This is a genomic window from Flavobacterium collinsii (assembly GCF_902804485.1).
In the GTDB taxonomy this organism is placed as follows: Bacteria; Bacteroidota; Bacteroidia; order Flavobacteriales; family Flavobacteriaceae; genus Flavobacterium; species Flavobacterium collinsii.
This window is the reverse complement of sequence record NZ_CADCST010000068.1, coordinates 46,014-55,321: the sequence shown is the minus strand read 5'-3', so window position 1 is coordinate 55,321 and position 9,308 is coordinate 46,014. Positions and strand designations below refer to the sequence as shown.

Here is a 9,308-nt window from a genome sequence, read left to right as displayed (position 1 = left end):
AATCCTCTACCACAATTGCATCAAATCTTTAAATTTTTAACTTTGTAAAAAAAAAATAATCCGGGTAATTTTTTTAAAAACCGAACAATTTCAACGTATTGGATAGATGAGAGGAATTCAAAAAAAAATGAAATAAATTATGCCTATTATAACGAAATAGAGAAAATAGATGCTGTATTAAATGCTGGAGCAAGTTATACTCCCTACATTCTTATAACTAAAATTAACGGAAAAACCTTTAAAGTTAGTGTTGATGGTGATAAGAAAGAAATTAAAGCTTTTATTGAAGGTGCACTTAGGGAGTGGAAAATAAAAAGGTAAATTTTAGTAATAATATAGTAGTATTTCGGTAAGAATAAATCTATTTAAAAAATAATATTTTGATAGATATAAATCGCTCATTTTTTTTGGCTAAAGTATATAAGTTAGCAGCTGTTTTCTTTTGTACTTTAATATCTTTTTTAATGTTTTCATGTAATTTTTTTGTTGAAAATGGAGGTTTAGGAACTAGTTTAAATATTGAAGATTCTAAACAAGAAAGGTATTTATTAGTGAATATAAAACAAATCTGAATCCTTATAAAATTAATGATAGTCTATCAATAATTGTAAAATCTATATGGCTAGAATATCAATGGCGATATGCGGGAGAAAAAAGTAGTGAAGCAGAAATAATAAAAAACGATTATCAGTTAATTATAATTACAGATAAAGGTGAACAATCAAAGAGTTGTATGGTTTTATTACTCCCTTATTGGTTCTACAACAGCCTATTTTGTACTCCTTTATGATCAAAAGGAAAAGGTTGATAATTGTAAAATCGACAAATATAAAAGATGTTAATTTTTCTAAAAATACTGTAACGTTATTACTTCGTGGAAAACCTGAAATCTATGATGATCCTATCATCCTAAAAAAGAAGGTAAATGGATTAAATATAAAAGTTGATACAACAGCTGTTTCAACTGGTCCTACTTTTAGAAAATTCTATAAAAGAAACAATGAAGGAAAACTATATTAGATAAAAGGAAGCACTACATCAAATATATGCCCATAAAAAAAGCGCCTCATCAACTGAGGCGCTTTTCGTTTTAAAATTTAAAATAATAGAAGCCGCGAAGACTATTTCCATCCTCCACCTAAAGCACGATACAAATCAACAACAGCTTGCAATTTTTGCAGGTTATCAGTGATTCCGCTTAATTGCGCGGCCAATAGGTTTTGCTCTGAAGTTAATACATCCGTATAATTCGTAGCCGAGCTATATTCTAAAAGCTGCTGTGTAAAATCAACTGCTTTTTCCAGGGCCTTAATTTGTTTTTCTCTTGAATCTTCTTTTTCGACAGCCATTTCATAAGCATACAAAGCATTCGATACTTCCTGTCCTGCTTTTAAAAGACTTTGCTGGAAATTATTCAGTGCCTGTACTTGTTTGGATTGTGCTGTTGTAAGCCTCGCTTTATTCAGTCCCTGATTGAAAATAGGCTGTGTCAACCCACCTATCAAAGAGTAAAAAACAGAATTAGTAAAGAAATCCGTTAGTTGCAGGTTCGAGAAACCCCCACTTGCGGTAAGAGTCAAGCTTGGATAAAAATAAGTTTTAGCCATATTAGTTGTCTCGAACGCTGTTCTGAAATCAAACTCAGCCTGACGAACATCTGGACGGTTCTCTAGCAATTGTGCCGGTAAACCTACAGCCAGATTTTCTGGAATCGTTTGAGTTCCTAATGTACCTCTTTCGATTGCTCCCGGAGCCTGTCCTAACAAAATATTAAGCGCATTCTCGGTTTCGCGAATACTTCTTTTTAAGTCCGGGATCAATACTTCGGCTGCATGTTGATTGGCTTCACTTTGCACTACTGCTGCTCCGGTTACTATTGCACCTTCTTTTAAAGCTTTAATCGTTTCCACATTTTTAATACGACTTTCTAAGGTAGCCTTGGTGATTTCTAATTGCTTGTCATAGGCCAGCAATAAAAAATAGTTGTTAGCAATATCGGCAATCAATTGTGTCTGAATGGCCTGTTTTGCTGCATCAGTAGAAAGATAGGTTGCCAAAGCCGCTCTTTTTGAACTGCTTAATTTCCCCCAAATATCTGCTTCCCAAGAGGTACTCAAACCTAATTTAGAAGTTGTTGTTAAAGTATTGATGTTAATTCCCGGCGGGAAGTTTAGTCCGGCCTTTGATTGTTTGTTATGCGTTACATTGGCATCAATATTCAGCGTTGGGTAATAGGCCAGTTTTGCCTGTTGCAAAGAGGCTCTGGACTGTACTATATTTTCAATCGCATTCTTTAAATTCAGGTTCTGATCCAATCCCTTCTGAATTAAAGCATTCAGTTTTTCATCTTTAAAAACGGTTTGCCAGGGCATACTCGCCATAGTGGTCGAGTCGGCAGCAGCCTGATCCCTATATAACTTATCTGTCGAAATAGTCGACGGACGTTCGTATTTCTTAGTAATCGAGCAGGCACTCAACAGTGCGGCCGCTAACATTACAAGAATATATTTATTTGAACTATGAGTCATTTTTTTTGAATTAAATTATTACTCTTTATGAGCTTCTACCAATTGTACTTCCTCGTCATCGTCACCTTCATCATCATAATTTTCTTTTGGCGGACCACTCACACGCTCCTGCAAACTTTGGAAAATGATGAACAATACCGGAATAACAAATACTCCTAAAATGGTTCCGATTAACATCCCTCCTACGGCTCCTGTTCCAATGGATTTGTTTCCAACTGCACCGGCTCCCGAAGCAAACATTAAAGGAACAAGTCCTAAAATAAAGGCAAAAGAGGTCATCAAAATCGGACGTAAACGTGCTACCGCTCCTTCAATGGCTGACTGAACAATGGGCAATCCTTTTCGGCGTCTCTCGAGGGCAAATTCGACGATCAGAATACCGTTCTTAGCTAAAAGTCCAATTAACATGATCAGCGAAATCTGTAAATAAATGTTACTGTTCAATTTGAAAATAATCGAGAACAAATAGGCTCCTGCCAGTCCAAACGGAATCGAAAACAATACGGCAAAAGGCAAGATATAACTCTCATATTGTGCACTCAACAGGAAGTAAACAAACACCAAACACAATATAAAAATAAAGATGGTCTCACTTCCTGACGCTAATTCTTCACGTGTTAAACCAGAAAATTCATAACCATAACCCGCAGGCAAACTCTCTGCTGCTACTTCCTGAATCGCTTTAATAGCATCACCGGAACTATAACCCGGTTTTGGTGCTCCTGTAATCGAGATCGACGTAAACAAATTAAATCTTGAAATCGATTCCGGCCCGAATACCCTGGTCATTTTTACGAACTCGGTAATAGGTGCCATGGTTCCGGCACTGTTGCGTACAAATATTTTATTCAGCCCCTCGGTATTGGTTCTAAACTCCGGAGAAGCCTGAATCATTACACGATACTGTTTACCGAATTTATTGAAATTAGATGCGTACAATCCTCCATAATATCCCTGCATGGTTGACAAAATGGTATTGACCGAAACTCCTGCATCTTTGGCTTTCGCCAAATTAATATCCATCATATATTGAGGGAATCCCGGATTAAAAGGAGTCGTCGCATATTGTATCTCCGGACGTGCCGAAAGCTTGGCCAGAAATTCATTGTTTACTTTATAGAATTCAGCCGTACTGTGGCCTCCTTTGTCTTGTAACTGGAATTCAAATCCCCCACTTTGTCCAAATCCCTGAATAGTTGGCGGTGAAATAAAGAAGATATTAGCTTCGCGAATTCCGCTTGTTTTAGCAAACAACTGTCCAATTACATCATCGACACTCAGTTCACGGTCTTCCCAGCTTTTCAGCCTCACAATTACCATACTATAAGCACTACCTGCACCCGCTGTAAAGTTCTGACCAACGATACGAAGGGTATTTTCTACTCCCGGAATGGTGTGCGCTATACTGTCTACTTTTTTCGCCACTACATCTGAACGTTCCATAGAGGCTGAAGGCGGTAAACTAATGTTTGCAAAAACTACTCCCTGATCTTCTGCCGGAACGAACGCTGACGGGGTTGTTTTCATCATATAAAACAAGGCTCCCGCAGCAATAAGTATAGAAGCCAGTACGATCCATTTTTTAACAGAAAGGAACTGAACAGAACGTTTGTACTTTTCGGTTACATTGTCAAATGCAACGTTAAATGAAGTATAAAATCTCTGAATGAAGCTCTGATGTTTATGATCGTCAGCATGTGGTTTTAAAAGCAAAGCACATAAAGCCGGACTCAAAGTAAGGGCATTGACTGCCGAAAGAATAATTGCAACCGCCAGTGTAATACCAAACTGCTTGTAGAAAACTCCTGTAGAACCTGTAATAAAAGTTACGGGAATAAATACCGCCGCCATTACCAACGTGATCGAAATAATGGCTCCCGAAATCTCGTTCATGGCGTGAATCGTAGCTTTCTTAGCCGATTTATAACCATTATCGAGTTTGGCATGCACCGCCTCGACGACTACAATCGCATCATCGACCACAATACCAATCGCCAGAACCATCGCAAATAGCGTCAGCAGGTTAATCGTAAATCCGAATAAATTCAGGAAGAAAAATGTACCCACAATCGCAACCGGAACGGCAATCGCCGGAATTAAAGTCGATCGAAAATCCTGAAGAAAAATAAATACAACTATGAAAACCAGAATAAAAGCTTCTATCAAAGTATGGATTACTTTCTCAATTGAGGCATCCAAATTCTCATTAACATTGATCAGTACGGTATATTTTACTCCTTTAGGGAAGGTCTTTACGGCTTCGTCAATAAGCTTTTTAGAATTGTTAATTACGTCACGTGCATTCGAACCCGGCGTCTGACTAATTGCAATACCAACAGACGGACGTCCGTTTGTTGTACTTGTAGAAGAATAACTTAAAGAACCCAATTCTACTTTTGCCACATCTTTTAATCGCAGCAATTGTCCGTTTCCGGCTGATTTGATTACGATATCTTCAAATTCTTTTGCGCTTGTTAAACGACCTTTGTATTTGATTACATATTGAAAAGCCTGATTTCCGTTTTCCCCAAATTTACCCGGTGCAGCCTCAATATTTTGTTCTGCTAAAGCTGCCGAAACATCACTTGGAATCAATTTGTACTGCTGCATCACATCCGGTTTTAGCCAGATACGCATCGAATAATCCCTTGAACCGAAAACCGTAACATCTCCTACCCCTACTACACGTTGAATTTGTGGTACCAGGTTGATCTTAGCGTAATTTTGAAGAAACGTTTGATCGTAAGCTTTATCATCACTATATAAGGAGAAAATTAATAAGTTACTACTTTGGCTTTTGGTTACAGTTACCCCGGCCTGAGTTACCTCAACAGGCAATAAACTAGTAGCTCTGGAAACCCTGTTTTGTACGTTTACGGCAGCTAAATCAGGGTCTGTACCTACTTTAAAGAAAATTTTTATAGAAGCATTACCATCATTAGTCGCCGTAGAAGTCATGTAGGTCATGTTTTCTACACCGTTAATTTGCTCTTCAAGCGGAATTACGATACTTTTTAGTACCACATCTGCATTGGCTCCGGTATAACTTGCCGCTACATTTACGGTCGGTGGTGCAATGTCCGGATACTGCGCAATAGGAAGTGCTGCCAGCCCCAGTATACCCAGGATTACGATAATAACCGATATTACCGTAGAAAGTACTGGTCGTTGTATGAATATTTTAAACATTTGTTGTTATTTTAAGTCCGCGTAAACAGTTTCTGCATTTTGGTTCAGAGCTTTAATCTCCGTTCCGTCTTTAAGTGCTGCCACTCCTTCCAGAACAATCTGATCTCCGGTCTGCAAACCACTTTTTACGACATAATAATTTCCTGCCGTATTTTCTAAAACTGTAATATTTGTATTTTTCGTTTTACCATCTTTTCCAACTACCACAGCAAACAATTTATCCTGAAGTTCAAAAGTGGCGCTTTGAGGAATGATTATCGCTTCGTTAACTTCATTCGGAATTCTGACTGTAGTACTGTTCCCGCTTCTTATGATGCTTTTCGGATTGGAGAAACGTGCTCTGAACGTAACCGAACCTGTTTCTGTATTGATTAATCCGTTTACCGTTTCGATACGTCCTTTTTCGCTGTAAGCCGTACCATCGGAAAGAAGCAATGAAACCGGAGGCATTTTTTTAATTTTGGCTGCCAGTGAAATTCCCGGATCTGTGTTTTGAGTAAAATTTAAAAGTTTTTTTTCATTAACCGCAAAATAAGCATACACGTTTCCGATACTTGAAACTGTTGTCATAGGGTCAGTCGTGTTTGAGCTTACTAAGCTTCCCAGACGAAACGGAATAGATCCCACAACTCCGTCAACAGGACTGGTTACAGTAGTATATCCCAAATTCGTTTTCGCATTTACCAGACTGGCATTGGCCTGCGCCAGTGTTGCCAGAGCCGATTCATAAGTATATTGTGCCGATTCCAAATCGTACTTACTAATGATTCCTTTTTCAACCAATGGTTTTACTTTATTTACAGCCAGTTTTGCTGCACTTAAGTTTGCCTGAGCGCTTTTTATACTTGCGGCTGCTGTACGAACTTCCTGCTCATATTCCGGAGCACTTATTTTAAACAAAGCTTGTCCGGCTCGAACCACCGCACCTTCATCAACAAAAATCTTATCAATGTACCCTTCAACCCGAGGGCGAATTTCTATATTTTGCTGTCCCTGAATACTGGCAGGATAATCTGTATATAAAGTCGCCGATTTAGGTTCTAAAGTCAGCGTTTTATACTCTTTAACTTGTGGTGCACCTCCGGCCTGAGCCGCTTTATCATTTTTGTTTCCACACGAAGTGATGATAATAGATGCTGCTAGAATACTTAAAAAAGATTGCTTGTTCATTTTTATGGAATGTATGATTATCTATTTATTAAGGAACAAAAGAACTGAAATAGTACATGCAAAAATTTTACAATAGACGAAAAGCCTGCTGCAATCGATAAAGATTAGATGAGAACCGATGGAAGATGTTCCCTTATAAATAAGTATTTTTGTAATAGTCTCGTCGGCTCTAAAATGGTTTTTACGGATTGTGAATCTGTTTTGGGCGATTGGTTTTATCAACTGTTCAAATAAAATGTAATATTGCCCTTAAAATCACAACTTACAATGGCAACCCACTTTTTTAAACCCTTTATGTCTACCGGATTACACATCCTGGCCTGGGTATTATTAGGATATATGCAACTGTTTTACATACCACTTACCTGGAATATTGCACTTCCTCAAATATTCTGGTTTTGGCAATCTATTGTCCTGGTCTTTATTCTTGCGATTTTCTACTACAATGCCAAGGTAATTGTTCCTAAAACAATCATTAAGGACAAGATAGGCCCATTCTTATTGTGGGTTCTCTGCATCATTTTTGCTATGCAGCTACTGTCCTATTTTTATAACCTGAATACCGATTTACATAATAAACTCGCAGCGCTTATACGATTTAAAAGATACAGAAACACTTATTTCGATAACTATATTTTTAGTCTCACCTTATTAGTTTTAGCAATCAGCACCAGTTACGCTATGCTGCTACATTGGCAAAGAGCTGCACAGCACAAGCAAAAATTGGAACAGGATAAAACAATGGCCGAACTGGCAATGCTGAAAGCGCAAATTAATCCGCACTTTTTCTTCAATTCGCTTAACAGTATTTACTCACTTACCTATACCAATATCGAGGATTCTCGTAGTGCCCTCCATACTTTAAGCCGAATGATGAGATACCTTCTTTACAGTACCGAAGGCGAACGAACGACCTTATTAAAAGAAGTTGATTTTATGAAGGATTTTATTGCTTTGATGAAACTCCGTGCCAATAGTAAACTGACTATCACAGGAGATATTCCGGAAAAAATTCATGACTATCCGATTGTTCCGATGCTGTTATTACCTTTGGTTGAAAATGCCTTTAAACACGGTGTACATGCGACAGACAAAAGTGAAATTCATTTTATACTGAAGCAAAATAAAACCCATCTTGAATTTGAAGTCGAAAATACCTTTTTTGAAAAAACAGCTTCTACAGAACAGGGAGGAATCGGGTTAACCAATACCAAACGTAGATTGCACCTGATCTATCCCAACAAACATACTTTGACCGCCGGTATTGACCAAAACGGAAAGTATAAAGTAAACCTGCAAATAACTTTAGAACAATGATTGTATTAAAATGTATCGCAGTAGATGACGAACCGCTAGCTTTAAAACTGGTGGAAACCTTTATAGAACAGACTCCTTTTTTACAACTGGCTTGTAGCTGTGATAATGCCGTAGAAGCCATGAGTTTGATACGGGAACAACAGCCGGACATTGTTTTTCTGGATATCAATATGCCGAATTTAACCGGTATGGAACTCGCCCGCCTTTTACAGGAACAACCTGGCTCCTTACCCAAAATTATTTTCACGACAGCTTACAACCATTATGCTATTGAAGGTTATCGTGTAAATGCTGTTGATTATCTTTTGAAACCCTTTAGTTATGAAGAATTTTTAAGGGCTGCCAACAAAGTTTTACAACTGTCAGAAGAAGCATCCGGTCAATTTCAAACGATTACAGCCGATGATGAATTTATTTTTCTGAAAGTTGAGTACCAGTGGGTTCGAATTTCATTAAAAGACATATTGTATATCGAAAGTCTGAAAGATTACGTAAAAGTACATCTCGAAGATTCTCAAAAAGGATTAATGTCTTTGATCTCCTTAAAAGCGTTGGAAGAAAAATTACCTTCCTTAAAATTTATGCGAATCAATCGGTCTTTTATTGTTGCACTCGATAAAATAAATGCCATAAGCAAGAATTCAATATTTATCAATAAAACCGAAATAACAGTTGGTGAGCAATACAAAGAAGCCTTTAAAACCATAGTAGACAAATGGTTGAAATAAATTAAAAAAAATAATATCATGCAAAAAAGATCCAACAAATATTATCTGACTCTAAGCTTAAAGGAATATGCAAACGGTGAAACTGAACCTGCAAGAGAACTGGGGATAGAATTTGATAACCACGATGAAATATTTGGTATCATCGAAAAAATAAAAGAAAAAAACTTGTTTGAAAATCCATACGAAGCCACACAATTTGCACTTGGTCTGAAACTATTTAGCGAAATCAAACTGAAGCATCGCAACAACCCTCTCTTTGATGAACTGAATGAAGTATTTCCTGTTTTTATGAAAAAGCTAAAAAGTTTGTAACTTAAAGTATCACGAGTAATTTATTTTAACACATAGAAACATAGATACTATATCTATAAAAAAG

At 37.4% G+C, this 9,308-nt stretch carries 7 protein-coding genes; 4 read left to right on the top strand and 3 right to left on the bottom strand.

The window, feature by feature from the left end; all coding sequences use genetic code 11:
- The first annotated feature begins 786 nt into the window (after nucleotides 1-786).
- Nucleotides 787-1,020 (top strand): hypothetical protein, encoded by a 234-nt coding sequence (locus FLA105534_RS06275; RefSeq protein ID WP_173965181.1) that lies wholly within the window; start codon nucleotides 787-789, stop codon nucleotides 1,018-1,020.
- 101 nt (nucleotides 1,021-1,121) lie between these two features.
- On the opposite strand, the gene FLA105534_RS06270 is transcribed toward FLA105534_RS06275, so the two are convergent.
- From FLA105534_RS06270 to FLA105534_RS06260, 3 genes are read right to left on the bottom strand one after another with little or no spacing between them, the layout of a single operon-like run.
- The gene (locus FLA105534_RS06270; RefSeq protein WP_173965180.1) at nucleotides 1,122-2,528 is read right to left on the bottom strand and encodes an efflux transporter outer membrane subunit; all 1,407 of its coding nucleotides are present in this window, start codon (nucleotides 2,526-2,528) and stop codon (nucleotides 1,122-1,124) included.
- 18 nt (nucleotides 2,529-2,546) lie between these two features.
- Nucleotides 2,547-5,717 carry an efflux RND transporter permease subunit gene (locus tag FLA105534_RS06265; protein WP_173965179.1) on the bottom strand — a complete coding sequence of 1,057 codons (3,171 nt, stop codon included), beginning with the start codon at nucleotides 5,715-5,717 and terminating at the stop codon, nucleotides 2,547-2,549.
- Nucleotides 5,718-5,723: 6 nt separating this feature from the next.
- Nucleotides 5,724-6,887, bottom strand: a complete 1,164-nt coding sequence (locus FLA105534_RS06260) for an efflux RND transporter periplasmic adaptor subunit (protein WP_173965178.1) — start codon at nucleotides 6,885-6,887, stop codon at nucleotides 5,724-5,726.
- A 267-nt stretch (nucleotides 6,888-7,154) separates the two neighbouring features.
- Here FLA105534_RS06260 and FLA105534_RS06255 point away from each other — a divergent pair, with 267 nt between their 5' ends.
- From FLA105534_RS06255 to FLA105534_RS06245, 3 genes are read left to right on the top strand one after another with little or no spacing between them, the layout of a single operon-like run.
- Entirely contained in the window at nucleotides 7,155-8,204 is a 1,050-nt protein-coding gene (locus FLA105534_RS06255) for a sensor histidine kinase (RefSeq protein ID WP_173965177.1), read from the top strand.
- Nucleotides 8,201-8,932, top strand: a complete 732-nt coding sequence (locus FLA105534_RS06250) for a LytR/AlgR family response regulator transcription factor (RefSeq protein ID WP_173965176.1) — start codon at nucleotides 8,201-8,203, stop codon at nucleotides 8,930-8,932. Before FLA105534_RS06255 ends, FLA105534_RS06250 begins: the two co-directional genes overlap by 4 nt.
- Nucleotides 8,933-8,950: 18 nt before the next feature.
- Entirely contained in the window at nucleotides 8,951-9,244 is a 294-nt protein-coding gene (locus FLA105534_RS06245; RefSeq protein ID WP_173965175.1) for a DUF3861 domain-containing protein, read from the top strand.
- The last annotated feature ends 64 nt before the right edge of the window (nucleotides 9,245-9,308 follow it).